Origin of the sequence: Prevotella sp. TF12-30 (assembly GCF_003436715.1) — a bacterium.
Classification (GTDB): Bacteria; Bacteroidota; Bacteroidia; order Bacteroidales; family Bacteroidaceae; genus Prevotella; species Prevotella copri_A.
Window position 1 is genome coordinate 1 of sequence record NZ_QSQJ01000015.1, and the last position, 24,069, is coordinate 24,069.

The 24,069-nt window shown below is 46.8% G+C and carries 21 protein-coding genes; 15 read left to right on the plus strand and 6 right to left on the minus strand.

The features are described from left to right. Window positions 1-165: 165 nt before the first annotated feature. Window positions 166-1,875: a Na/Pi cotransporter family protein gene (locus DXD25_RS07435; protein WP_117662605.1), complete on the minus strand. Its 1,710-nt coding sequence runs from the start codon at window positions 1,873-1,875 to the stop codon at window positions 166-168. Between the two features lie 171 nt (window positions 1,876-2,046). On the opposite strand from DXD25_RS07435, the gene DXD25_RS07440 reads away from it, so the two are divergent. Beyond that, entirely contained in the window at window positions 2,047-3,708 is a 1,662-nt protein-coding gene (locus DXD25_RS07440; RefSeq protein WP_117662607.1) for a nucleoside kinase, read from the plus strand. 73 nt (window positions 3,709-3,781) lie between these two features. On the opposite strand, the gene DXD25_RS07445 is transcribed toward DXD25_RS07440, so the two are convergent. The 3 genes from DXD25_RS07445 to upp all read right to left on the minus strand — a co-directional run bounded on the left by DXD25_RS07445 (window position 3,782) and on the right by upp (window position 7,249). Continuing rightward, a complete protein-coding gene (locus tag DXD25_RS07445) occupies window positions 3,782-4,237 on the minus strand; it encodes a hypothetical protein (protein ID WP_117662609.1) in 456 nt (151 codons plus the stop codon). 8 nt (window positions 4,238-4,245) lie between these two features. Beyond that, window positions 4,246-5,835 (minus strand): S8 family serine peptidase, encoded by a 1,590-nt coding sequence (locus DXD25_RS07450; protein WP_117662611.1) that lies wholly within the window; start codon window positions 5,833-5,835, stop codon window positions 4,246-4,248. Between the two features lie 754 nt (window positions 5,836-6,589). Continuing rightward, entirely contained in the window at window positions 6,590-7,249 is a 660-nt protein-coding gene (gene upp, locus DXD25_RS07455) for a uracil phosphoribosyltransferase (RefSeq protein WP_089544740.1), read from the minus strand. A 469-nt stretch (window positions 7,250-7,718) separates the two neighbouring features. Between upp and pckA the strand changes: the two genes are divergently transcribed. The 11 genes from pckA (at window position 7,719) to DXD25_RS07510 (ending at window position 19,374) form a co-directional block, all read left to right on the plus strand. Continuing rightward, window positions 7,719-9,320 (plus strand): phosphoenolpyruvate carboxykinase (ATP), encoded by a 1,602-nt coding sequence (gene pckA / locus DXD25_RS07460; RefSeq protein ID WP_117662613.1) that lies wholly within the window; start codon window positions 7,719-7,721, stop codon window positions 9,318-9,320. A 201-nt stretch (window positions 9,321-9,521) separates the two neighbouring features. Then, window positions 9,522-10,919, plus strand: a complete 1,398-nt coding sequence (locus DXD25_RS07465; protein ID WP_117662615.1) for a DUF6242 domain-containing protein — start codon at window positions 9,522-9,524, stop codon at window positions 10,917-10,919. Window positions 10,920-10,963: 44 nt separating this feature from the next. Continuing rightward, window positions 10,964-11,659 carry a DUF6089 family protein gene (locus DXD25_RS07470; protein ID WP_117662617.1) on the plus strand — a complete coding sequence of 232 codons (696 nt, stop codon included), beginning with the start codon at window positions 10,964-10,966 and terminating at the stop codon, window positions 11,657-11,659. 24 nt (window positions 11,660-11,683) lie between these two features. Beyond that, window positions 11,684-12,436: an isoprenyl transferase gene (locus tag DXD25_RS07475; RefSeq protein WP_117662618.1), complete on the plus strand. Its 753-nt coding sequence runs from the start codon at window positions 11,684-11,686 to the stop codon at window positions 12,434-12,436. 50 nt (window positions 12,437-12,486) lie between these two features. Then, complete coding sequence (locus DXD25_RS07480) at window positions 12,487-15,123, plus strand: outer membrane protein assembly factor (protein WP_089544736.1); 2,637 nt, start codon at window positions 12,487-12,489, stop codon at window positions 15,121-15,123. Between the two features lie 11 nt (window positions 15,124-15,134). Then, window positions 15,135-15,650: an OmpH family outer membrane protein gene (locus DXD25_RS07485; RefSeq protein WP_089544735.1), complete on the plus strand. Its 516-nt coding sequence runs from the start codon at window positions 15,135-15,137 to the stop codon at window positions 15,648-15,650. Between the two features lie 139 nt (window positions 15,651-15,789). After that, window positions 15,790-16,275, plus strand: coding sequence for an OmpH family outer membrane protein (locus tag DXD25_RS07490; RefSeq protein ID WP_089544734.1), 486 nt, complete (start codon window positions 15,790-15,792; stop codon window positions 16,273-16,275). A 102-nt stretch (window positions 16,276-16,377) separates the two neighbouring features. After that, a complete protein-coding gene (locus tag DXD25_RS07495) occupies window positions 16,378-16,929 on the plus strand; it encodes an OmpH family outer membrane protein (protein ID WP_117662620.1) in 552 nt (183 codons plus the stop codon). Beyond that, the gene (gene murI, locus DXD25_RS07500) at window positions 16,926-17,762 is read left to right on the plus strand and encodes a glutamate racemase (protein ID WP_089544732.1); all 837 of its coding nucleotides are present in this window, start codon (window positions 16,926-16,928) and stop codon (window positions 17,760-17,762) included. The genes DXD25_RS07495 and murI overlap by 4 nt, the downstream gene beginning before the upstream one ends. A gap of 30 nt (window positions 17,763-17,792) precedes the next feature. Continuing rightward, on the plus strand, window positions 17,793-18,128 hold the full coding sequence (gene rbfA / locus DXD25_RS07505; protein ID WP_089544731.1) for a 30S ribosome-binding factor RbfA: 336 nt from the start codon (window positions 17,793-17,795) through the stop codon (window positions 18,126-18,128). Between the two features lie 16 nt (window positions 18,129-18,144). After that, window positions 18,145-19,374, plus strand: coding sequence for an FtsX-like permease family protein (locus tag DXD25_RS07510; RefSeq protein ID WP_117662622.1), 1,230 nt, complete (start codon window positions 18,145-18,147; stop codon window positions 19,372-19,374). A 74-nt stretch (window positions 19,375-19,448) separates the two neighbouring features. Here DXD25_RS07510 and DXD25_RS07515 read toward each other — a convergent pair whose 3' ends face one another. Beyond that, window positions 19,449-20,087, minus strand: coding sequence for an O-methyltransferase (locus DXD25_RS07515; RefSeq protein WP_089545331.1), 639 nt, complete (start codon window positions 20,085-20,087; stop codon window positions 19,449-19,451). 1 nt (window position 20,088) lies between these two features. Continuing rightward, window positions 20,089-20,523, minus strand: a complete 435-nt coding sequence (gene aroQ / locus DXD25_RS07520; protein WP_089545330.1) for a type II 3-dehydroquinate dehydratase — start codon at window positions 20,521-20,523, stop codon at window positions 20,089-20,091. Window positions 20,524-20,656: 133 nt separating this feature from the next. Between aroQ and DXD25_RS07525 the strand changes: the two genes are divergently transcribed. From DXD25_RS07525 to DXD25_RS07535, 3 genes are all read left to right on the plus strand, one after another. Beyond that, a complete protein-coding gene (locus tag DXD25_RS07525) occupies window positions 20,657-21,562 on the plus strand; it encodes a tyrosine recombinase (protein WP_089545329.1) in 906 nt (301 codons plus the stop codon). Window positions 21,563-21,710: 148 nt separating this feature from the next. Continuing rightward, a complete protein-coding gene (metK, locus tag DXD25_RS07530; RefSeq protein ID WP_117662624.1) occupies window positions 21,711-22,985 on the plus strand; it encodes a methionine adenosyltransferase in 1,275 nt (424 codons plus the stop codon). A gap of 50 nt (window positions 22,986-23,035) precedes the next feature. Next, window positions 23,036-24,067, plus strand: coding sequence for a DUF4271 domain-containing protein (locus DXD25_RS07535; protein ID WP_117662625.1), 1,032 nt, complete (start codon window positions 23,036-23,038; stop codon window positions 24,065-24,067). Window positions 24,068-24,069: the final 2 nt, after the last annotated feature.

Here is a 24,069-nt window from a genome sequence, read left to right on the forward strand (position 1 = left end):
ATACACCCCCAAACGGCCGTTCTCGGACGGGCTGGGGGGGGTGATTCTGAACCTTCCTGAAACATAAAGACAAAAAACAAAAAGCTTGGAATCACGAATGCGATTCCAAGCTTTTTTCATTAATTTCATTGGGGGTTAGCCTCATGCAGCTAATTTCATTGAGGGTTAAGCCTCATGCTGTCTTACACCCATACGAGCCTCTACTACGTTTACCACGTAGTCGCCGAGCTTCTCGCATTCCTGGATGATATCCATATACATGGTACCGATGGCATAGGTGTAGAGATGGTTGTTTACATCGTTGATGTTCTGACTCTTCAACTGGTTGCGATAGTTGTTGATCTCGTTCTCGATGTTGAAAGAGAGGTTGGCATCATTATCTACCTTATGCCCCACCAGGGTGATGTTCATCTGGGTGAGGGCATTATCTGTAAGCTCCATCATCTGGTGCATGTGCTCATACTGAGAAGGAATGAAGTCTTCCTTGCCACGGATGCGGCGGTTGAGGGTGCGGGCAATGTTGAAACAGCTGTCACCGATACTCTCAATCTCTGAAATCTCACGCAGCATGGCGCGGATCTTCGCCTTGGTCTCATCAGAAAGATGAGAATCGCTCACCTGGTCGAGATACTTCGCAATCTCAATCTCCATGTTGTCGGAGATTCCCTCGTATTTCTCGATGCGGGTATAGAGCTTGATAAACTTGTCGTCGTTGGTCTCGCCCAGGAGCTCCTTCACCATACCGAACATACGCTGGATGCGCTCGGCGAAACAGTGGATCTCCTTCTGAGCCTCCAATACTGAGATTTCCGGAGTCTTCATGATACCACTCTGGATGAAACGCAGACGGAAATCATCTTCGTCGGCATTCTTCTTAGGACGGATAATCTTGCATACCAGCTTCTCTATCTGTGGGATAAACCATACCAGGATAAAGGTGTTGGAGAGGTTGAACGTGGTATGGAAGGCGGCGAGCACGAAGGAAAGCTTGGCTGCATTGGCAACGAAGTGGGGATCGCTCTTTTCCATGGCATCGTCGAAACCTACCCAGCCGCAAACCAGATGGATGAACGGACGGAATACGCAGAGTATCCACAGCACACCGAAGATGTTGAACACCATGTGCGCCATCGCCGCTCTTCGTGCCTGCGTGTTGGCGGTGAGTGCTGCCACGTTGGAAGTTACGGTGGTACCGATGTTCTCACCCATCACGAGCGCAATACCCTGATAGATAGGTAGTACGCCGGTAGAACAGAGAATCATCGTAATCGCCATGACGGCAGCCGAACTCTGCACACACATGGTCAGGATACTACCAATGATCAGAAAGGTGATGGTGGTCTGGAAGCTGTGGGGGTCGAAGCTGGAGAAGAACTCCAGAACCGGCTGGTTATGAGCCAGATCCATGTCGATACCGGTTTGGCGAAGTGTACCCAAGCCGAGGAACATAAAGGAGATACCGAAGATGAAGTCACCTATGATCTTGCGCTTCTTGCTATAGATGAGGATGATGGCGATGAAGAACGCCAGCCACACAAAGTCGGTGATGTTGAATGAGAATCCTGCACTCATGATCCAGGCGGTGAGCGTGGTACCGATATTGGCACCCATGATAACCGAAATAGCCTGGGCAAGGGTGAGGAGACCGGCATTTACGAATGATACCGTCATCACTGTCGTAGCAGTAGAAGACTGTACGGCAGCCGTGATGAGCGTACCCGAGAGTATGCCCGTCAAACGATTGGTGGTCATAGTTCCTAACACATGGCGGAGCTGTGGTCCGGCCATCTTCTGCAAACTGTCGCTCATGGTCTTCATACCAAACATCAGTAAGGCGAGTGCTCCGATAAGCCTAAAAAATATCCAAATCGACATATTATAACTTAATTAATGTTGTCAAAATCATCAAGTTTACGTTTTTTTTCGTAACTTTACGCTCTGTAAGCAATGCTCCGCTTGAGGGCTTGCTCAGGCCCGGTGAACGTCCTCCAGGGAGGTCTTCGTTAGGCTGTAGATTATTAACTTTGTAACATAGTTTTAACACAAATGAAACAGAAGATACAAATCCGTTGCAAAAATAATAAAAAATCTCAGAAAGTCGAAATCGGAAGCACACTTTTTGATGTTTTTTCTTTATTTGACCTTAAAATGACCCATGGACCGGTGTCTGCGAGGGTAAATAACAAGGTGGAAGGCATGCATTACCGTGTTTATAACTCCAAGGATGTAGAATTCCTGGATATGAACTCTGCGTCGGGTTCACGTGCCTATACCCGGACGCTTTTCTTTGTACTGTGCAAGGCGGTGCAGGATATTTATCCGAATACGGATGTGGTCATCGATATTCCGGTATCCAACGGATTCTATGTGGATATCCGTCTGGGGCGCCCGGTAGTAGATGAGGATGTGAACATCCTCCGCCGCCGCATGCAGGAGATCATCGACTCCAAGATGCCGATACGCCGCTTCACGGTGCCTACCGAGGAGGCTATCGCCCTCTTCCAGGAAAAGGGCGATGTGGAGAAGGTGAAGCTTCTCAGAACTTCGGGTTCCATCTATACCACTTATTATAAAATAGGTGAATATGTGGATTATTATTATGGCACCCTGCTCACCAATACCTCCCAGCTCTATCTCTTCGGGTTGGAGAAGTACTATGATGGCATGTTGCTGCGCATTCCTTCGGTCAGCAACCCGGATGAGCTGGGCGAAATGACCCGGCAGGACAAGATGTTTGATATCTTCAAGGAGCATCATCGCTGGCAGGAAATCCTGGGTATCAGAACCGTGGGCGACTTCAACCAGGCTATCGATGCGGGACATGCTACGGATATCATCAATATCAGCGAAGCGCTGCAGGAGAAGAAGCTGGCGAAGATTGCCGAGGAGATTGCCAGCCGCAAAGGGGTGAAGCTGGTGCTGCTGGCGGGTCCGTCTTCTTCGGGCAAGACTACTTCCTGCAAGCGTCTGAGCATCCAGCTTGCCGTAAACGGACTGAAGCCTCTGCAGATTTCGCTCGATGATTACTTCGTGGATAGAGATAAGACACCGAAGGATGAAAATGGTGATTTTGATTTTGAGAGCATCTATGCCCTGAACCTCGATTTGCTCAACGAGCAGTTTAATGCGCTCTTCCGTGGCGAGGAGGTGGAACTGCCGAAATACGATTTTCCTTCGGGCAAGAGTGTGAAGAGTGGAAAGATGTTGAAGCTGGAGCCTAACAATGTTCTGGTGGTAGAGGGAATCCACGCCCTGAATCCGGAGCTTACGGCGCATGTTCCTGAAGAGCAGATTTTCCGTGTGTATGCTTCTGCGCTGACCACCATTCTGCTGGATAATCACAATTATATCCCTACAACGGACAACCGTCTGCTGCGCCGCATCATTCGCGACTATAAATATAGAGGTGTATCTGCCCAGGAAACCATCCGCCGCTGGCCATCGGTAAGAGCCGGAGAGAACAAGTGGATTTTCCCGTTCCAGGAGAATGCCGATGCCATGCTGAACACGGCGATGCTCTATGAGTTGTCGGTTCTCAAGATGCAGGCAGAACCGTTGCTCCAGCAGGTGCCGGAGAATTGTGAGGAATTTGCTGAGGCTTACCGCCTGCTGAAGTTCCTGAAGTATTTCAAGGGAATACCTTATAATAATCTGCCTCCAACCTCTCTCTTGCGAGAGTTCCTGGGCGGCAGCTCATTCCATTATTAAAGGGTAGCTTATCAAAAAAGTCCAAAGATAGTTTTCAAACCAGATTTCTTTCTTTGGACTTTTTCTTTAAAGACTATGGCTCTATTATTTGGTATTGTAATTTGATGTTTGGCTTATCCTCTCTGTCGATAAGATATGCGACATTCCATCTTTGCATCACATTTGTAAAGTTCTGTTCTATATGGATGGATAGAATTTTGCAACTTTCTGTTGATGCCAAGGAACTCTCTAGTTTGGCTATCCCATGTGTTGATTCTCCTTGTATGTAGATTAGCGTGTATTTTAGAAAGTTCACTTCTGGTAGTTCTATTTTTGTGTCAGGTTTTGCGCTACTTACACAATTCTTGAAATACTTTTCAAAGTCATCTTTCGTATTTATGGTAAGGATCTGATTGTCTGGAGTCTCTATCATCACATCGGTAGGAATCTCATACTTTCTATATGACGCAGTATTTCCATCGTTGTTAGAACAACTTGCCATTAATGTTAAAATGCAGCTTAATATTGCTGATATTATTGTACTTCTCATAATCTTTTTTATTTTAATGTTAATTTTGCGGCTTTTACAGCAGCTGTCGCATCAACAAGCCCATAGCCCATATATTCATTCCATGTGCCATTAGGTCTGTTGCTGTAGCTAGTATAGGCTTTGCTTCCTACTTTTTGGGCTGTTTTTTCTATGATGTCGCATACTTCTTTGCTTGTCAAGTTTGGATTGATGGATAAGATTAATGCCGCTATTGCTGCAACTTGTGGACAGGAGGCAGAAGTGCCAGAAAATTTAATATAATTATAAGTACTGGTGTCTGTTTTGGTCCACCCAGTTGTTGGAATATCTATACCAGGAGCTACTACATCTATCTCTTTACCATAGTTGCTGAAGTCGGCTTTGTTGCCATATTTGTTAGAGGCACCAACAACAAGAATGTTTTCATCAAAGTTTGCAGGGAAGGTTATGGGGCCAGAATCATTTCCTGAAGCAAATACCACTACAACCCCTTTGCCGTTTCTTCCCCATTGTGCGTGATATTTTATAGATTCCTCAATCTCGCTACTTCTTAAATCGTTTCCTCCCCAGGAACAGCTGACAACGTCTGCACTATTGCATGCAAGGTATAAGTCTGATGCTAGGTTTTGAGAAATGTTAGGCCTAGCAGTAAGAGGGTCGCTATAACTTTGAATTTCAGAACTTGGAGAAATGCCAACCACACCTTTCTTGTTGTTAGGAGTGGCTGCTATAACTCCCGCACATGCCATTCCATGAGAGCTGTATAGTCCATTTACGTACCAATCTCCTATGTATGCATCGTAGACGGGTTTTAATGTTTTCGTTCCGAAATCAGGGTGGGTTACATCTACTCCTGTGTCGATTAAACCAATCTTGATACCCTTACCATTGACTAAAAGACTAGCTTCTTCCCAATTGATGGAATTTTTTCCATGGAGATTCCATTGGTTAGAATAGAATGGGTCGTTTGGAGTAACAAAAGATGTTACTCCTTGTGCTAAATCTACCATAATGTCTGGTTCAACATATGCAAATTTATTGCTTTCTTGCAACTTGTTGCATAATTCCAAACTGTTGCCATGTGAATTGTCTTGACAGAAAACGGTATACCATAGAGGAAGGTATTCATTCTGGGAATAAATTGAAATATGTAAACTACTCTCTAGTTCATCCAGTAATTTCTTATCTTTACTATCTTTCAACTTTATATGAATTAAGTTGCTAATGCCGATACTTTTACCTGTTTCTTTAGAAATGTACATAGGTGATTCATAGAGCGCATCAGTATTGTCAGAGGCGTTTCTTGTGTAACTCTCTTTTTGTATTATGGCCCATGATGCTTTTGTTTGTCCACCACTTCTCGTTGTAGAAAAGCCTTTTTGAAATTCACCTCCTTTAATCTTTTTCTGTATTGGAATTTCCGAGTTATAAACAATAAAATTTTTAGTAGAGTCAATAATGAGCTCTATCTTCTTTCCGTTGTAGTAATAATAATTGCATTCGTGAGTAACAGCATTGTCTGCTTGAAACTTTTGTTCATTACAGATTTCTTCTGTATAACTTTGGCAGCTACAGAAAACAAGAATGAATGAAATAAATAGACTTGTAAACTTTTTCATACGTTTGACATTTTTGTTAATAATTAAATTATGGGTGCAAATATACAAAGTTAATTTAAAACGAACTTTGTCTTATGTAACAAAAACTTTTCCTATTTTATCATCTGTGCGCTTGACGATACGATTTTTGTTCTAAAAGAGCGCACTTATAATAATCTGCCTCCAACCTCCCTCTTGCGAGAGTTTCTGGGCGGCAGCTCATTCCATTATTAGGTACTTGTGTTTTTTGCCTCACTATGGCACATTATTGCCCTCTGCCAGGGCAATATTTTGCCGTGGTGAGGCAAGATTCGTTATGTCGTGAAGGAATTTTGAAGGCAAGCGCTATCGCATCGTATTCCTGCGAATAAAACGCTACTTTCGCTTTCACTCTTCACTCTTCACGTTTTGGGTGTAAATTGCTGATATTCAATGAATATTGTGGGTGAAGAGTAGGGGCTGACTCTTCACCACTCTTCACCACTCTTCACCCTGACTTTTTTTGAGGGCGAAATCATTTCAGGAACAACGTCTGGTCTTCAATGATGACCAGCTCCGGGCTTCAATGATGACCACCTTCTGTCTTCAATGATGACCAGCTCCAGGCTTCAATGATGGCTGAGCTTCGTGATAAGGTGAAGAGAGGTGAAGAGTGGTGAAGAGTGAAGCTTGACTCTTCACCTGTTTAATGTATTGATAATTAATGGATTAATGCCTAAGTGTGAAGAGTGAAGAGTAAAAGCGAAAGTGGCTTTCTGTGCAGCCGTTTTTCGCTTTAGAGCTTGCTTCCGTAGCAGAGGTCTCCGGCATCGCCGAAGCCAGGAATGATGTATTTGTGCTCGTTCAGTCCCTCGTCGATAGATGCACACCAGATGGTAGTCTTGTCTTCAGGGAAGGTCTTCTTGACATGCTCGATGCCCTGTGGAGCGGCAAGCACGCAGGCTACATGGATGTGCTTAGGGGTTCCCTTGGTAAGGAGCGCCTTCATGCCCATCTCCATGCTGATACCGGTGGCAAGCATCGGGTCGGCGATGATGAGCGTCTTGCCGGTAAGGTCTGGAGTAGCCAGATACTCGATATGAACCCCCACCTCGGTATGCTCCTTGTTGGTATATTCACGATAGGCACTCACGAAAGCATTGCCGGAGTGGTCGAAGATATTGAGGAAACCCTCATGAAAAGGCAGGCCTGCACGGAAAATCGTACCGATGACAATCTTGTCGGTAGGGAAATTAACCTGGGCTACACCAAGAGGGGTAGTCACGTCTCTGTTCTCGTAATTGAGGGTCTTTGAAATCTCAAAAGCCTCATACTCGCCGATTCTCTTGATGTTGTTGCGGAAGAGGAGTCGGTTCTTTTGATACTCGCAGTCGCGCATCTCAGCCAGATAGCGGTTGATGATGCAGTTATGCTCGCTCAGATTATTAATTTTCATAAGTCGTAGTATTTATATTCTTGTTATTTCAATCGATGTTTATTCTTGCTGAAATCATCTGTCAAGATGCAGCAAAGGTGTTGCAAAGATAAGGCAAAATCCGGAAACCGCAAAATGTTTTCCGTTATTTTTTCCTTCCGGCTTCTTCTGGTGTCATCCATGGGCTTTTATGTGTCTTCTGAACCCCTATATATATAATAGGTGGAAAATGAATTTGGATGAAGCAGATTTGCGGCGAATATTTGCAAAGTCAATATGGCAAATTATAGATGAATGGGTCGATTTTTTAATTCTTTAACCTAAAAAGGTTTTAAAATGCAAGAATATTATCTAAGAATCTTTGCCATAAAACATATTTTTTGTAACTTTGCGGCGGTTTTAGGAAAAAAGGGTTTTGGAAATCCCATTTTGAATATTAGGATAAAGTTTCAGAAAGAAATATTTCACAACTTAAATACATTTAGAAAAAATGGCAAAGTTAGATTTGACAAAGTACGGCATTACTGGTGCTACAGTAATCGCTCACAATCCTTCTTACGAGCAGTTGTTCGAGGAGGAGACAAAGGCTGGTCTCGAGGGTTACGAGAAGGGTCAGCAGACAGAGTTAGGTGCAGTTAACGTTATGACAGGTATCTACACTGGTCGCTCACCTAAGGATAAGTACATCGTAATGGACGAGAACTCTAAGGACACTGTATGGTGGACAACAGAGGAGTACAAGAACGATAACCACCCAATGTCTGAGCAGGTTTGGGGTACTGTTAAGGATCTCGCTGTTAAGGAGCTCTGCAACAAGAACCTCTATGTAGTAGATGGTTTCTGCGGTGCTAACAAGGATACACGTATGGCTGTTCGTTTCATCGTTGAGGTTGCTTGGCAGGCTCACTTCGTAACAAACATGTTCATCCGTCCTACAGCTGAGGAGCTTGAGGCATTCGAGCCAGACTTCGTTGTTTACAACGCTTCTAAGGCTAAGGTAGAGAACTACAAGGAGCTCGGCTTGAACTCAGAGACTTGCGTTGCTTTCAACGTAACATCTAAGGAGCAGGTTATCATCAACACATGGTATGGTGGTGAGATGAAGAAGGGTATGTTCTCTATGATGAACTACTTCTTGCCATTGAAGGGTATGGCTTCTATGCACTGCTCTGCTAACTGCGATATGAACGGTGAGAACACAGCTATCTTCTTCGGTCTTTCTGGTACAGGTAAGACTACATTGTCAACAGACCCTAAGCGTAAGTTGATCGGTGACGATGAGCACGGATGGGATGACAATGGTGTATTCAACTTCGAGGGTGGTTGCTACGCTAAGGTTATCAACCTTGACAAGGAGTCTGAGCCAGATATCTACAACGCTATCAAGCGCAACGCTCTTCTCGAGAACGTAACTGTAGCTGCTGATGGTAAGATTGATTTCGCTGATAAGAGCGTAACTGAGAACACTCGTGTTTCTTACCCAATCTTCCACATCAACAACATCCAGCCAGGTTCTTCTGCTCCAGCTGCTAAGCAGGTTATCTTCCTGTCAGCTGATGCATTCGGTGTATTGCCTCCAGTATCTATCCTGACTCCAGAGCAGACTCAGTACTACTTCCTCTCTGGCTTCACAGCTAAGTTGGCTGGTACAGAGCGCGGTATCACAGAGCCTACTCCAACATTCTCTGCTTGCTTCGGTCAGGCATTCTTGGAGTTGCACCCAACAAAGTACGCTCAGGAGTTGGTTAAGAAGATGAACAAGAACAATGCTAAGGCATACCTCGTTAACACAGGTTGGAACGGTACAGGCAAGCGTATCTCTATCCGCGATACACGTGGTATCATCGACGCTATCCTGAACGGTGACATCGACAAGGCTCCAACAAAGCAGATTCCTATGTTCGACTTCAAGGTTCCAACAGAGTTGCCAGGTGTAGCTACTGAGATTTTGGATCCACGCGATACATACGCTGATGCTTCTCAGTGGGAGGAGAAGGCTAAGGATTTGGCCGCTCGTTTCATCAAGAACTTCGCTAAGTACACAAACAATGAGGCTGGTAAGGCTCTCGTTGCTGCTGGTCCACAGCTCTAATTCGACATTTCGAATTTATACTAAATATGGAATCCCGTTTCTCGCAAGAGAGGCGGGATTTCTTCGTTTTTACGCCTCGAAATCACTAAAAAACTTAAAAAATGCGCCTAAAATGAATAATTTGCATAATAATAAGGAGAAAAGGTCGAGTTTTTAAAGAATTCTCAGTAAATTTGCAGCTAAAAAGAAAAATTGGATAGAATGAAAAGTAAATTTTTAGCTTTTATAGCACTTGTTGCAGCTACTTTGTCGCTCTCTTCATGCTTGAACAGCGACGAGACGGTAGTAGAATATACAAATGATACAGCCATCACGAGTTTCTCTTTGGGAAAGCTCGGTAGATACACGAAGACTACTGCAGGCAAGGATACTCTGATCGCTGATAAAGTGAATGGAGCTAACTATAAATTTTATATAGATCAGGTTAACCGCCAGATCTATAACGTAGATTCCTTGCCTACCAAGACAAGGACCGCTGCCGTATTGGCTACCATCAGTAGCAAGAACAGCAGCCCTATCTTCATCATGAACAAGAATTGCCCTGAGAAGATCGACTCGGCAAAGTATTATTCAAGCACCGATTCCATCGACTTCTCTCAGCCACGAATGGTTCGTGTATATAACAACTCGCTCAATGCCTACGTTACTTACACCGTAAAGGTGAACGTGCATCAGCAGGAAGGCAATGAGTTCAACTGGCAAGCCAAGGCTCAACTCAATGAGCAGCTCGCTGCACTCAGCGACTTGAAGGTGCTTGCCCTGGAAAACCATATCGGAAACCATATCTATGTATTCGGCAAGACTCTCGGGGGAATGAAGATATACAAGAGTGCTGCAAGCGACGGTAACAACTGGGCTGAGGTAACAGCCAACCAGACTTTCGCAGCTGCCGATTATCAGAACGCCGTGCAGATGGGCAATCAACTCTACATCCTCTCTGATGGCAAGGTGTATGCTTCTGCCGATGCTGCAACCTGGAGTCTGGTAGGCGAGGATAGCCAGCTCAAGCAGTTGGTAGGTGCCAGCAGCAAGTATCTCTATGCCTTCACCGCTACAGGCATCGCCGTGTCTAAGGACAATGGCGCAACCTGGGCTGCCCAGAAGATGGATGCTGACCTCTCACTCCTGCCTACCCAGAACCTGAGCATGAATGTTTCTACCATCGCTTCTGTGAAGAATGTAGAGAATGTTCTCCTGCTCGGTACCCGTGATGCAAGCTATGGCGATACCATCGCTACACTCTGGAATCATGTGGCTGATTACTCTGCCAATGCTTCAGAAAGCGCATGGAACTATATAGAATATGATGCTTACCAGAGTGGCAAGATGCCAATGATGGATCAGGTGCTCGTTTGCGGTGCTGATTCTGGCTTCGTAGCTCTCGGCAGCAACGGCAAATGGTATAAGAGCAAGAACAACGGACTGACATGGGGTGTTGATACGCTCGTAACCATGCCAGCCGGATTCTCTGCTGCCACCCAGCGCTTCGGCTTCTGCCGCGACAAGGACAACTTCTACTGGGTAGTAAGAAACGGCAGCGTATGGAAGGGCCGCTTCAACAAGGATGGCTGGATCAAGGACCAGACCATCTTCGAATAAGACCCTCGGGAATCAATCATATTCATATCGCGTAAGGTATAGACATGAGGAGAAACTTGTGTAAATGCTTGTTGCTGCCGGTCTTGTTCCTCTTGCCGTTGCAGGTGATGAGGGCACAGGACGATTACCAGTATCGTCTGGAGATGGGTGCCGGCGTGGGACTGGTTGCCTACGAAGGCGACCTGAACGGCAATATCCTTGCCCACCAGCAGCCGATGGCAGCCATCGTGGGAAGATACAACTTCGACCCCTACAAGGATCTGCGGTTCAACCTGGGGCTGGGCAAGCTGAAAGGCTCTAACGACAAGGTGAAGACCGATTATCCCGACCTGGATGGGAAAGCCTACTCCTTCAGCAATACCCTGGTGGATATGAGCCTCGTCTTCGAGTACAATTTCTGGCCTTACGGCACAGGCAGGGACTACCGAGGAGCCAGGAGGCTGGTGCCTTTCATCTTCGGAGGTCTGGGAGCCACCTTTGTGAAAGGAGATCAGAAGAATGTATTTACCGCCAACGTGCCTTTGGGCATCGGGGCGAAATACAAGATAAACGAACGGATGAACGTAGGCGTAGATTGGAGCATCCATTTCTCGCTGAGCGATGAACTGGATGGGGTGAAAGACCCTTATGGCATCAAGAGCAGCGGACTCTGGAAGAACCAGGACTGCTACTCCATGCTGCAAGTCTCGTTCACCTACAGTTTCAGCGCAAAGTGTAAAACGTGTAATAAAGAAGAATAAGAACTCTTAATTAAAAAATAAGATATGAACAACTTGGATATGAACAGAATACCTGAGCACATCGCCATCATCATGGATGGCAATGGACGCTGGGCAACAGAAAGAGGTAAGGATCGCAGCTACGGCCACCAGGCTGGAGTTGACGCAGTGCGTTGCATTACATCAGAATGTACTCGCCTCGGTGTGAAGTACCTTACTCTCTATACTTTCTCTACTGAAAACTGGAATCGTCCTGCCGACGAGATTTCTGCCCTGATGGGACTGGTGCTGACTTCTCTGGAGGATGAGATCTTCATGAAGAACAATGTGCGGTTCCGTGTCATCGGCGACTTGAAGCGTCTGCCACAGGCTGTGCAGGACAAGTTGCAGGAGACCATGGACCATACCGCCAAGAACGATGCCATGACCATGGTGGTAGCCCTGAGCTACTCTTCGCGCTGGGAAATCATGAATGCGATGAAGAAAACCGTAAAGGAGGCTATGGAGAATGGCGTCAGCTATGAGGAGGTTGAGAAGATGCTTACCGAGGAAAACTTCGAGAAGCACCTGGAGACCAGCTTCATGCCAGACCCAGAGCTCCTGATCCGTACAGGTGGCGAGTTGCGTATCAGCAACTACCTGTTGTGGCAGATTGCCTATTCTGAGTTGTATTTCTGCGATACCTATTGGCCAGACTTCAACGAGGAGTGCCTGCACAAGGCTATCGAGAGCTACCAGTCGCGCCAGCGCCGTTTTGGCAAGACCGAGGCTCAGGTAGAAGCAGAGGAAGAGAAGTAAAAGGGGGAAAAAGGACGAAAAATAGATACTATATATATAATAAGGTATAAATGAACAAGCTAAGAAAGATTTTCATCCTGCTATTCGGCATCATGGCGAGTGTGCAGGTTATGGCACAGGACAAGATAGTACATCCAGATATCTCGTATGCCGGAACCCCTCGCACCTTGACCCTTGGAGGTATCAATGTGTCGGGTGTGGAAGGATACGAAGACTATGTGCTCACTGGTATCTCGGGCCTGACAGTGGGAGAAGAGATAGAAGTGCCAGGCGACGCTATTACCAATGCCGTCAAGCGCTATTGGAAACATGGACTTTTCTCTAAAGTCGCTATCGCTGCCGACTCTATCGTGGGTGAAAAACTTTATCTTCACATCTATCTCGCGGTAAGACCTCGTATCTCTGATATCCATTATGTGGGTTTGAAGAAGAGCGAGCGTGAGGATATGGAGCAGAAGCTCGGTATGGTTAAGGGTACTCAGGTAACACCTAATATGCTCGACCGTGCCAAGATCCTTGCCAAGAAATATTTCGATGACAAGGGCTTCAAGAATGCTGAAATCCAGATTAACCAGCGCGACGATGTGGCTAACAAGGGCCAGGTAATCCTGGACGTGATCGTAGATAAGAAACAGAAAATCAAGGTTCACCAGATTACCATCGATGGTAACGAGAAACTCTCGGATAGAAAGATCAAGGGTGGACTCTTCTCGAAGGGAGCCTTTGCCAAGACCCACGAGGCTGGCAAGTTTGCTACTTTCTTCAAATCGAAGAAGTTTACTCCTGAGAGATGGAAGGAAGACAAGCAGAAACTCATCGACAAATACTACGAGTATGGTTATCGTGATGCGCAGATTCTGGAAGACAGCGTAAGCAACTTCGACGAGAAGCACGTCAACGTATATGTCAAGGTAGATGAGGGTAAGCGCTACTTTATCCGCAATATCAACTGGGTGGGCAACACCGTATATGCTACCGACTATCTGAATGCCGTGCTCGGCATGAAGAAGGGCGATGTATATAACCAGAAACTCCTGGGCAAGCGATTGCAGGAAGATGAAGATGCTGTGGGCAACCTCTATTACAACAATGGTTACGTGTTCTCTAACATCAATCCTGCCGAAGTGAACATCGACGGCGATTCCATCGATCTGGAGATGCGCGTGACAGAGGGACCTCAGGCTTACCTGAGCCACGTACGTATCAACGGTAATACCCGTCTCTATGAGAACGTAGTACGCCGTGAGCTCCGTACCAAGCCAGGCGACCTCTTCTCTAAGGATGCCCTGATGCGTTCGGCTCGTGAGTTGGCTTCTATGGGTCACTTCGATGCTGAGAAGGTTTCACCAGATGTAAAGCCTAACTATGAGGACGGTACTGTGGATGTAAACTGGAACCTGGAGCAGAAGAGTAATGACCAGATTGAGTTCTCACTCGGTTGGGGTCAGACGGGTGTCATCGGACGTGTGGGCTTGAAGCTCAACAACTTCTCTATGGCAAACCTCTTCAACAAGAACAAGGAGCATCGTGGTATCATGCCTATCGGTGATGGTGAGGTGCTGAGCATCGGTGCACAGACCAATGGTACCTACTACCAGAGCTATAACGTAAGCTACTCTACCAACTGGTTTGGCGGCAAGCGCCCTATCCAGTTCAGCGTAGGTGCATACTACAGTAAGAGTACAGACGTGTCAAGCAACTATTACAATAGTGCTTACATGAACAACTACATGAGCTACATGTATGGTTATGGTACGGGTTACTATAATAACTACGAGAATTATTACGATCCAGACAAGTACATCCAGATGGTGGGTGTGAGCCTCGGTTGGGGTAAGCGCCTCCGTTGGCCGGATGATTACTTCACCTTGTCTGTACAGTTGGCTTACCAGCGCTACATGATGAAGAACTGGAGCTATATGCTGATGACCAACGGTAATGCGAACAACTTGAACTTGACCATCGCATTGAACCGTACATCAACCGACAACCAGCTCTTCCCACGTCGTGGTTCAGAGTTTGAGGCAAGTGTCAACCTTACTCCACCATGGAGTGCATTCGACAACAAGGATTACAAGAACCTCGCCAACAACTCCCAGTCTCCAACCTACTCTGCAGAGCAGCAGGAGAAATACCGCTGGATTGAGTATCACAAGTGGAAGTTCAAGGCTAAGACCTATACCGCACTTACAGAGGGTCAGAAGTGCTTCGTATTGATGACCCGTGTAGAGCTCGGTTTGCTCGGTGCTTACAACAAGTACAAGAAGAGTCCATTCGAGACCTACTATGTGGGTGGTGACGGTATGAGCGGTTATTCATCCTATTATGGTGAGGAAACCATCGGACTCCGTGGTTACGAGAACGGTTCCGTATCTTACGGCCGTACCACCGGTTACTATGCTTATGCATACGACCGCTTCTCATTGGAGCTCCGTTATCCATTCCTCCTGGGCAATACCACTATCTATGGTTTGACCTTCGTAGAGGCAGGTAACGCCTGGTATGATACCAAGGACTTCAACCCATTCAGCATGAAGCGCAGTGCCGGTGTCGGTGTGCGTATCTTCCTGCCAATGGTGGGTCTGATGGGTATTGACTGGGCTTACGGTTTCGACAAGGTATGGAACGGTAGCCAGTATAAGAAGGGTGGAAGTCAGTTCCACTTCATCTTAGGTCAGGAATTCTAAAGACGGATTTTATGAAGAAAATAGTATTGATGCTGATGATGGCTGTAGCAGCCATCTCAGCACATGCACAGAAATATGCATTGGTGGATATGGAGTACATCCTGCGCAATATCCCAGCTTATGAGCGTGCCAACGAACAGTTGAACCAGGTGAGCCGCAAGTGGCAGGCCGAGGTTGAGGCGCTCAATCTGGAAGCAAGCACCATGTACAAGAACTATCAGAACGAGGTAGTATTCCTCTCACAGGAGCAGAAGAAGGCCAAGCAGGACTCCATTATGCAGAAGGAGAAGGAAGCCAGCGACCTGAAGAAGAAATACTTCGGTGCCGAGGGAGAGCTTTACAAGAAGCGCGAGGCGCTGATGGGACCTATCCAGGAGGAGATTTACAATGCCGTAAAGGAGATTTCCAACCTGCGCGGCTACTCGCTTGTTCTCGACAGAGCCAGCAACAATGGAATCATTTTTGGCTCGCCAAAAATAGACATCAGCAACGAGGTACTCCAGAAATTAGGCTATTCTAACAAATAATAAGTGTTATTCCAGGAAATAATCTAGGTTATTTCAAGAAATAATTGTATATTTGCAGCCGATAAGAGAGGATACGGCAGGAAAATACCGCCCTCGGCATAACCAATTAAGAATAATAATTAAAAAAGAATAAACAGAAATGAAAAAGCTTATTTTAATGTTGATGCTTTGCGCACCAATGACAATGATGGCACAGAAGTTCGGTAAGGTAAATACTCAGCAGATCATGCAGTCTTTGCCAGACGTAGCTAAGGCCAACGGCGAGTTGGAAGCTCTCCAGAAGCAGAAGGAGAACGACCTCAAGTCTATGCAGGATGAGTTCCAGCGCAAGGCAGATGAGTACCAGAAGGGCGCAAGCACAATGAATGCTACTGCCAAGCAGCAGAAGGAAACAGAATTGCAGGGTCTTCAGCAGAAGATTCAGCAGGCTTACCAGGATGGTCAGCAGGAGTTGCAGAAGAAGAGCAGTGAGCTCATGCAGCCTATCATCGCTAAGGTACGTACAGCTATCGAGGCTGTAGGTAAGGCTGGTAACTATACATACATCATGGAGGAAGGCACAGCTATCTATACTGGCGCCAACGTGGTTGATGTTACCAAGGAAGTACAGGCTAAGATCAAGTAATCAAACGTAAGTATTTCTATAAAAAGCTAAGGGCAGGCACAAGTGCCTGCCCTTATTTATCATCCAGTATATTCATATTATATATAAAAGGTATCACGCATTATGAAAAAGAATCTCCTATTTTTGGCGCTCGCTCTTGTTGCCCTCTCGGCTTCTGCACAGCAGAACCAGACTCCGGCGGAACAACCAGCAGCCATCGTTGCACAGCCAGCATTGCGATTTGGCTACTTCAGCTTTGAGCAGGTTTTTCATACCATGCCTGGTTATGCAATAGCCAAGCATAATATGGATGAACTCCGCGCAAAGTATGATGAGGAAACCAAGCGCGTGGAAACTGAGTTTAATACCAAGTATGAGGAATTCCTTGACGGTCAGCGCTCGTATGCCAAGACTATCCTGGAGAAGCGCCAGGCTGAACTGCGTGAGTTGATGGAGAAGAACATCGCCTTCAAGGCTGAGGCTGCCAAACTCCTGAATCAGGCAGAGACCGATGCGTATGCTCCTCTCAAGGCCCAGATCAACGAGGCTGCCAAGCAGATTGGCAAGGAGAAGGGATTTGCCTTCATCATCAATACCGACAACAACGCCACACCTTATCTGAGTGAAGAAATGGGTGAGGATATTACAGCAGTGCTGGAGGAGAAACTGAAATGATTCTGCCATCCAATCCCGGACCTATCGGAATCTTTGATTCCGGATATGGTGGCTTGACCATCCTGCATGGCTTGCGCCAGATGTTGCCGCAGTACGACTATATGTATCTGGGCGACAATGCCCGTGCGCCATACGGTTCGCGCTCCTTCGAGGTCGTGTATAAGTTTACGCGCCAGGCTGTGCTGAAGCTCTTTTCCATGGGTTGCCATCTGGTAATCCTGGGTTGCAATACGGCTTCGGCTAAGGCGCTGCGCTCAATCCAGCAGAGAGACATCCCGGAACTGGACCCTGACCGCCGCGTGCTGGGCATCATCCGTCCTACTGCCGAGGTGATAGGTACGCTGACCAAGAGTCGCCACGTGGGCATTCTTGCCACAGAGGGAACCATCAAGAGCGAGAGCTACAAGATGGAGATTGGCAAGCTCTGGCCGGATATCCAGGTAAGCGGAGTGGCTTGCCCACTCTGGGCTGCTATCGTAGAGGCCAACGAGGCAGATAGTCCTGGTGCTGATTATTTCGTCAAGAAGCGCATCGACCAGTTGATGCGTATGGATGAGGATATCGATACCATCATCCTGGGTTGCACCCATTATCCACTGCTCATGAGCAGCATCGTGAAGAATCTTCCCGACGGCGTGAGAGTGGTGCCACAGGGACAATATGTGGCCAACAGTCTGCAGGATTATCTGCAGCGACATCCGAATATGGAACAGATGGTGACAAAGGGTGGTAGCTGCAAGTATCTGACTACAGAAAGTGAGGAGAAATTCAAGGAGTCGGCGTTGATATTCCTGCATGAGCAGGTGGACGTTACACACGTGGACCTTGAATAGTTTATAATTAATAGTTTATAGTTAATAGTTATGCAAGAAACAAGACAAAACCGTATATCAAGACTGCTCCAGAAGGAGTTGAGTCTTATCTTCCAGTCACAGACCCGCATGATGCATGGTGTGATGGTAAGTGTTACTAAGGTAAGAGTGAGCCCGGATCTTAGCATCTGCACTGCTTACCTCAGCGTGTTCCCATCTGAAAAGGGTGAGGAGATTCTGAAGAATATCAATGCCAACGAGAAGACTATCCGCTTCGACCTGGGCAGAAAGGTGAGAAATCAGTTGCGCATCATTCCTGAGCTCCGTTTCTTCCTGGATGACAGCCTGGATTATCTGGAGCGCATTGATGAACTCTTGAAGAAGTAAAAAAGTAAAAAGACAAATGAATTTTCCATTCTTTATTGCTCGCAGGTATCTCTTTTCCAAGAAGAGTACACACGTTATCAACGTGATCAGCTCCATCTCTGTGATTGGTGTGGCTGTGGCTACGATGGCACTCGTCATCGTGCTGAGCGTATTTAATGGTTTCCACGACCTGGTGGCTACGCTCTTTACGAGCTTCGACCCGCAGTTGAAGGTGGTGCCGATGGAAGGAAAGACGGCACCTGCCGATGACCCGATATTGACGCAGATACGTATGCTGCCTCAGGTAGATGTGGCTACTGAAACCGTGGAAGACCAGGCGCTGGCAATCTATGACGACCGTCAGGCTATGGTGAGGATCAAGGGCGTGGACGACAACTTCTCTGAGTTGTCGCATATCAACGACATCCTTTATGGTGATGGCAGTTTCTCGCTCCATGCTGCCAATCTGCAGTATGGAACCGTGGGTATCCGTCTGGCACAGACCTTGGGTATCGGGGCAAAATGGGATGGTTTTATGAAGATTTATGCTCCGCAGAAGGAGGGACAGTTGGATATGATGAATCCGGATGCCGGCTTCGTGGTTGATTCGCTGAATTCTCCGGGTGTGCTCTTCGCCGTCAAGCAGTCGAAATACGACAAGAATTATATCATCACTTCCATTGCCTTTGCGCGCAACCTCTTCGGTCAGCAGGGTATGCTCTCTGATCTGGAGATCCGCCTGAAGGAGGGTAGTGACCTGCAGGCAGTAAAGGCTGAGATGCAGAAGATTGCCGGCACCAAGTATAAGGTGCTGGATAGATTTGAGCAGCAGGAAGATACTTTCAAGATCATGTCGATAGAGAAGCTGATGGCTTACATCTTCCTGACCTTTATCCTCGTAGTGGCATGTTTCAACATCATCGGTTCGCTCTCGATGCTCATCATCGACAAGAAGAACGATGTGGTGACGTTGCGGAATCTGGGTGCGAATGACAAGCAGATTACGCGTGTCTTCCTCTTCGAGGGAAGAATGATTGCAGTGATTGGTGCGGTGATTGGTATCGGACTGGGCCTGTTGCTCTGCTGGCTGCAGCAGCAGTATGGCTTCGTAAGACTGGGCGACTCCGAGGGCTCCTTCATCGTAAATGCCTATCCGGTAAGCGTTCACTATTCTGATGTAGCCATCATCTTTGTAACGGTTATCGCCGTAGGCTGGCTTGCCGTATGGTATCCGGTGAGAGCATTGAGTAAAAGGCTTTTGAGTTAATAGAAAGAAATAAGCATAAAAAATCCTGCTTGTGTATGATCAACGCAAGCAGGATTTTTTATGCTTATTTCTTTTTATTTCTTTCTGATGAGTGTCAAGCCATCGCGCAGCGGCAGGATGACTACTTCCACCCTAGGGTCGTTGGCAATCAGGTCATTGAATGCTCGGATGCCCTTGGTCTGATGGTCGCGGTCGTAGGCTGGGTCGATGACGTGCCCGTCCCACAGCGTATTGTCTGCCAGAATATATCCGCCAGGATTCAGAATCTTCATCACCATCTCGTATGTCTCGATATAGGTGCGCTTGTCGCCATCCACGAAAGCCAGGTCAAACATCACCCCCAGTTTGGGTGCTTCTTCGTTGGCATCGCCAATACGGAAATCAATCTTGTCGGCAACATCCGAACCCTCAATCCAGGGACGGGTGAAATCTTCCATCTCGTCATTGATTTCGAAAGTATAGAGCTTGCCTCCTTCCTGCAATCCCTGAGCCAGACAGATGGCGCTGTAGCCACTGAAGGTTCCCACCTCAAGAATATTCTTGGGGCGAATCATCTGAACCAGCATCTTGAGTAATCTGCCCTGGATGTGACCACTCGCCATACGTCCGTGAATGGTATGGATATTGGTGGCACGGTAGAGACGATAGAGGTAATCTCCCTCTGGCTCAATATGTTGGCAGATGTATTTGTCTATCAATTCTGTTTCGGTCATCTTACTCCCCGTTTTCCTTTTGTGATAAGATTCCTGCGATGGCAAGGTCGTAGGAAGCCAGACCGAAGCCACAGATGACTCCCAGGCAGGCGCAGGAGATGTAAGAGTGATGGCGGAACTCCTCGCGCTTGTGCACATTGGAGATATGTACCTCTACGCAAGGGCATTTCATGCTGCGGATGCAATCCTGCAAGGCAATGCTGGTGTGGGTGTAGGCACCCGCATTGAGCACTACGCCATCGTAGGTGAAGCCTACTTCCTGCAACTTGTTGATAAGCTCGCCCTCGATGTTGCTCTGATAGTATTCTATCTCTACATCAGGGTATTTAGCCTTCAACTTAGGCAGATAGCTCTCGAAAGAATTGCTGCCATAAATGCCTGGCTCGCGAACGCCCAGGAGGTTCAAATTAGGACCATTGATAATCTGTATCTTCATAATCACATGATTTTTTAAGTCTGTATCATTAATTTTTTGTATCTTTGCAGATGCATAGGTTATCTATCTCATAGCTAACCCTGATGCAAAGGTAATAATAAAATTGGAAACTGACAAGAATTTAGATAAGAAAATGGCAAATGACATCATCAGGAATTATATGAGGTACCTCAAGCTGGAGCGAAACTATACGTATAATACGCTTGAGGCATATCGCCACGACCTGGAATATCTCATAGAATATGCCCGCCAGAACGATGTGGCACTGGTGGATATGAAGCTGGAAAATCTGGAGAACTTCTCGGCAAGTCTTCACGACAAAGGCATCGTTGCCCGCTCGCAGGCACGCATCCTCTGTGGTGTGCGCTCCTTCTACCGTTATCTGGTGACCGACGGCTATATCAAGGATGATCCTACCGAACTGTTGCCTTCGCCGCAGATAGGCGAACATTTGCCAGAATATCTCTCTGTAGAGGAGGTGGATATGCTGGAGGCTGCCATCGATCTCTCGAAATGGGAAGGGCAGCGCAACAAGGCTATCATCGAAACCCTTTTCTCCTGCGGACTGCGTGTTACGGAACTGGTGAATCTCAAGATCAGTCAGATCTTTGAGGAGGATAAGTTTATCAGAGTTCTGGGAAAGGGACGGAAGGAAAGGCTGGTGCCTATCTCTGACAGGGCATTGAAGGAAATTCACCTGTGGTACATCGACCGCAATCTCATGAAGATCAAGCCCGGAGAGGAAGATTATGTCTTTCTGAACCGCAGAGGTGCCCATCTTACCCGTGTGATGATTCTCATCATGATCAAGAATGCGGCACAGGATGCGGGTATCAAGAAAACCATTTCGCCCCATACGCTGAGACACAGTTTTGCCACCGCTCTGCTCAAGGGTGGAGCCGACCTGAGAGTGATTCAGGCACTGCTGGGACACGAGGACATCGGAACCACGGAAATCTATACGCATATCGAAACTTCCGACCTCAGGGATGCCATCTTATACCATCATCCACGCAATATCAAGCACAGGGAAGAGTAAATGGTTATAATTCAGCTACAAAAGGAGGATTATTCGGCTGTATTTGCTCTATTTTTCGGCTGAATATGGCAGAATCTGAAAAAAAATGCGTAACTTTGCAGCCGCAAAATAAAGAATATCAATTAATAACAGAAAATAAAGGAAAAATATGGCATATTTGTTTTCATCAGAATCAGTTTCTGAAGGACATCCAGATAAGGTGGCCGACCAGATTTCAGATGCTTTGCTCGATCAGTTCCTGGCATACGATGACCATGCTCACTGCGCTATCGAGAGCTTCTGTACTACTGGTCAGGTAGTAATCATGGGCGAGGTTCGCTCTAATGTATATGTTGACTTGCAGACTATCGCCCGCAAGACCATCAAGAAGATAGGTTATACCAAGAGCGAGTATCAGTTTGACGGTGACTCTTGTGGCGTGCTCACTGCCATTCACGAGCAGAGTGATGACATCAACCGCGGTGTAAGCCGTGAGGAGGATGAGAATCAGGGTGCTGGCGACCAGGGTATGATGTTCGGTTACGCTACAAACGAAACCGCTAACTACATGCCTGTATCACTCGACCTGGCACAGCTCATCATGCGTGTGCTTGCTGATATCCGCAAGGAGGGTAAGGTGATGACTTATCTCCGTCCAGACTCTAAGAGCCAGGTTACCATCGAGTACTCAGACGATAATATCCCACAGCGCATCGATACCATCGTGGTTTCTACCCAGCACGATGACTTCATCAAGAAGTCAAATGGCGAGGACGATGATGATGCCATGTTGGCAAAGATTCGTGAGGATGTGATCAATATCCTGATTCCAAGAGTAAAGACTCACTTGAGCGATAAGGTATTGGCTCTCTTCAACGACGACATCAAGTACTTCGTAAACCCTACCGGTAAGTTCGTGATTGGTGGTCCTCATGGAGATACAGGTCTTACCGGCCGTAAGATCATCGTAGATACATACGGTGGCAAGGGTGCTCACGGTGGTGGTGCCTTCTCTGGTAAGGATTCTAGTAAGGTGGACCGTTCTGCAGCTTATGCAACCCGTTACATCGCCAAGAACATGGTAGCTGCCGGCGTGGCAGACGAGATGTTGGTTCAGGTAAGTTACGCTATCGGCGTGGCAGAGCCTGTAAGCATCTACGTAAATACCTATGGCAGAAGCCATGTGAATATGGCCGACAGCGAGATTGCCAAGAAGATTGCCGAGATGTTTGATCTCCGTCCAAAGGCTATCGAGCGCCAGTTGAAGTTGCGTCAGCCAATGTTCTTTGAAACTGCCGCATACGGACACATGGGACGTAAGAACGAGGTAGTGGAGAAGACCTTCACCAGCCGTTATCACGAAGCAAAGACCATGAAGGTAGAGCTCTTCACATGGGAGAAGCTCGATAAGGTAGATGAAATCAAGAAGGCTTTCGGTCTTTAAGGAACGAATAACAATAAGAGAGCGGTTTCTTAGGAAATCGATAGAAAAGAATGGTGCAGCAAGCAGATTCGATACATACAGGTCTGGAGATTGAAGCTGAATTACAGCAGCAATCTGTCCAGCAAAAACATAGCAGCCAACTCACACCTAAACTGGTGCTGAGTTGGCTGCCTAAGAATGCGACCCCTGCCCAACAGGATTCTATGATCAGGGCGCACATCAAACCCTGTGAGATTACTCACTGGAGCAGGATGCCCGATACCCTGCATCTGCCCGGACATAAGGCCGGCAAGAGTTTCAGAGATGTGAGCTTGCCACAATACTATCGTGAGTCGTTCTTCTCGAAAGACTCGCTCTTCCATCCTGAGTTAAGGGGTGGAAGATTGGGTGTGGCGGGTGATCCGGTGCCTTATACGGTGGCGGGCGACAACTTCATCACCTCGTTGCTGCTTTTGTGCTTTGTGTTGGCATGTATTGCATTCTCCAAGTCGAAGCATTTCGTTTTCCGCCAGGCAAAGGCCTTCTTCCGCGTTCCGCGAGAGGGTACTACTGTGATTACGGAGACGAGTTCGGAGGTTCGCTTCCAGTTCTTCTTTGTATTGCAGACCTGCCTGCTGGTGGCACTCGGATACTTCTTCTACTCGAAGGCATCCATCAGCGATACGTTTACCATCGAGCAGAATTGGGTAATCTGTATCTATGCCGGATATGTGATGAGCTATTGCCTGATCAAGGCTTTGCTCTATACCATAGCGGGTCTGGTATTCTTCGACAAGAAAAAAAATGAACAATGGCTCAAGGCGTATCTCTTCCTGTTATCCTGCGAGGGAGTACTGCTGTTCCCGGTAGTTATGCTCCTGTCTTACTTCGACTTATCGCTCCAGGTAGCAGTGATATATACCATTATAGTACTCGTATTGGTGAAAATGTTGTCATTTTATAAGAGTTATCTCATCTTTTTTAAAAGAAATGGCTTGTTTTTGCAGATAATTTTGTACTTTTGTGCCCTTGAAGTAGTACCTCTGTCTGCCCTTTGGGGTGGACTCGTATTAATCAGTCATTATTTGAAAATAAACTTTTAAGA

Bases quoted from the DNA above. Each gene is read 5' to 3' on its own strand.
- DXD25_RS07435 (WP_117662605.1), bottom strand. From the start codon at position 1,875: ATGTCGATTTGGATATTTTTTAGGCTTATCGGAGCACTCGCCTTACTG.
- DXD25_RS07440 (WP_117662607.1), top strand. From the start codon at position 2,047: ATGAAACAGAAGATACAAATCCGTTGCAAAAATAATAAAAAATCTCAG.
- DXD25_RS07445 (WP_117662609.1), bottom strand. From the start codon at position 4,237: ATGAGAAGTACAATAATATCAGCAATATTAAGCTGCATTTTAACATTA.
- DXD25_RS07450 (WP_117662611.1), bottom strand. From the start codon at position 5,835: ATGAAAAAGTTTACAAGTCTATTTATTTCATTCATTCTTGTTTTCTGT.
- upp (WP_089544740.1), bottom strand. From the start codon at position 7,249: ATGAAAATTAATAATCTGAGCGAGCATAACTGCATCATCAACCGCTAT.
- pckA (WP_117662613.1), top strand. From the start codon at position 7,719: ATGGCAAAGTTAGATTTGACAAAGTACGGCATTACTGGTGCTACAGTA.
- DXD25_RS07465 (WP_117662615.1), top strand. From the start codon at position 9,522: ATGAAAAGTAAATTTTTAGCTTTTATAGCACTTGTTGCAGCTACTTTG.
- DXD25_RS07470 (WP_117662617.1), top strand. From the start codon at position 10,964: ATGAGGAGAAACTTGTGTAAATGCTTGTTGCTGCCGGTCTTGTTCCTC.
- DXD25_RS07475 (WP_117662618.1), top strand. From the start codon at position 11,684: ATGAACAACTTGGATATGAACAGAATACCTGAGCACATCGCCATCATC.
- DXD25_RS07480 (WP_089544736.1), top strand. From the start codon at position 12,487: ATGAACAAGCTAAGAAAGATTTTCATCCTGCTATTCGGCATCATGGCG.
- DXD25_RS07485 (WP_089544735.1), top strand. From the start codon at position 15,135: ATGAAGAAAATAGTATTGATGCTGATGATGGCTGTAGCAGCCATCTCA.
- DXD25_RS07490 (WP_089544734.1), top strand. From the start codon at position 15,790: ATGAAAAAGCTTATTTTAATGTTGATGCTTTGCGCACCAATGACAATG.
- DXD25_RS07495 (WP_117662620.1), top strand. From the start codon at position 16,378: ATGAAAAAGAATCTCCTATTTTTGGCGCTCGCTCTTGTTGCCCTCTCG.
- murI (WP_089544732.1), top strand. From the start codon at position 16,926: ATGATTCTGCCATCCAATCCCGGACCTATCGGAATCTTTGATTCCGGA.
- rbfA (WP_089544731.1), top strand. From the start codon at position 17,793: ATGCAAGAAACAAGACAAAACCGTATATCAAGACTGCTCCAGAAGGAG.
- DXD25_RS07510 (WP_117662622.1), top strand. From the start codon at position 18,145: ATGAATTTTCCATTCTTTATTGCTCGCAGGTATCTCTTTTCCAAGAAG.
- DXD25_RS07515 (WP_089545331.1), bottom strand. From the start codon at position 20,087: ATGACCGAAACAGAATTGATAGACAAATACATCTGCCAACATATTGAG.
- aroQ (WP_089545330.1), bottom strand. From the start codon at position 20,523: ATGAAGATACAGATTATCAATGGTCCTAATTTGAACCTCCTGGGCGTT.
- DXD25_RS07525 (WP_089545329.1), top strand. From the start codon at position 20,657: ATGGCAAATGACATCATCAGGAATTATATGAGGTACCTCAAGCTGGAG.
- metK (WP_117662624.1), top strand. From the start codon at position 21,711: ATGGCATATTTGTTTTCATCAGAATCAGTTTCTGAAGGACATCCAGAT.
- DXD25_RS07535 (WP_117662625.1), top strand. From the start codon at position 23,036: ATGGTGCAGCAAGCAGATTCGATACATACAGGTCTGGAGATTGAAGCT.